We start from the raw sequence: 615 nt of genomic DNA on the forward strand, positions 1-615 counted from the left end.
GCGAAAGAAGTAGTTTTCCTCGTCTTTCCACTCCACCTTCTTGGTGGGGTGCAGGGGGCAAAATCCTCCCTCCAGCAGCTCGGCCTCGTCTTTGAACTCTTCGCAGGCCACACAGTACCAACCCTGCTGCCGGCCAATGAAAATATCTCCCTGATCCCAGACCCGCTGAAAAAACTCCCGCACAATGGCCTTGTGGCGAGGGTTGGTGGTGCGGATAAAGCGGTCGTAGCGGATGTCTAGCAACTGCCAAAGCTGGGCAAACTGAGCCGCAATCTCGTCACAGTGCTGCTGAGGGGGAATGCCGCGCTCTTCGGCGGTGCGCTGGATCTTCTGGCCGTGCTCGTCGGTTCCCGTCACCATCAGCACATCCTTGCCCCGCAGGCGATGGTAACGGGCGATGGCATCCGCCACTAGGGTGGTGTAGGCGCTGCCAATATGGGGGGCAGCGTTGACGTAGTAGATGGGGGTGGTGATGACAAAGGTGGAATCCGGCATGAGCATCCGCAAGGCTTTCTCCCATGATAGAGGTTGCCGGAAAGTCCAAAAGGCCAAGCCAGAGCGTGGGTGTGGAGAGGTCATTCGATGAAACTTCAGGTCAACCTTCTGGGGTGGAGC

Annotated in this window: 1 protein-coding gene; it reads right to left on the reverse strand. The window is 58.2% G+C overall.

Going from position 1 to position 615, the window contains the following annotated elements:
- On the reverse strand, nt 1-579 hold a 579-nt coding region (locus NW819_RS11545; protein WP_414413830.1), incomplete at its 3' end, for a methionine--tRNA ligase.
- Nucleotides 580-615: the final 36 nt, after the last annotated feature.

Origin of the sequence: Synechococcus sp. R8-2, from assembly GCF_047461715.1 — a bacterium.
In the GTDB taxonomy this organism is placed as follows: domain Bacteria; phylum Cyanobacteriota; class Cyanobacteriia; order Thermostichales; family Thermostichaceae; genus Thermostichus.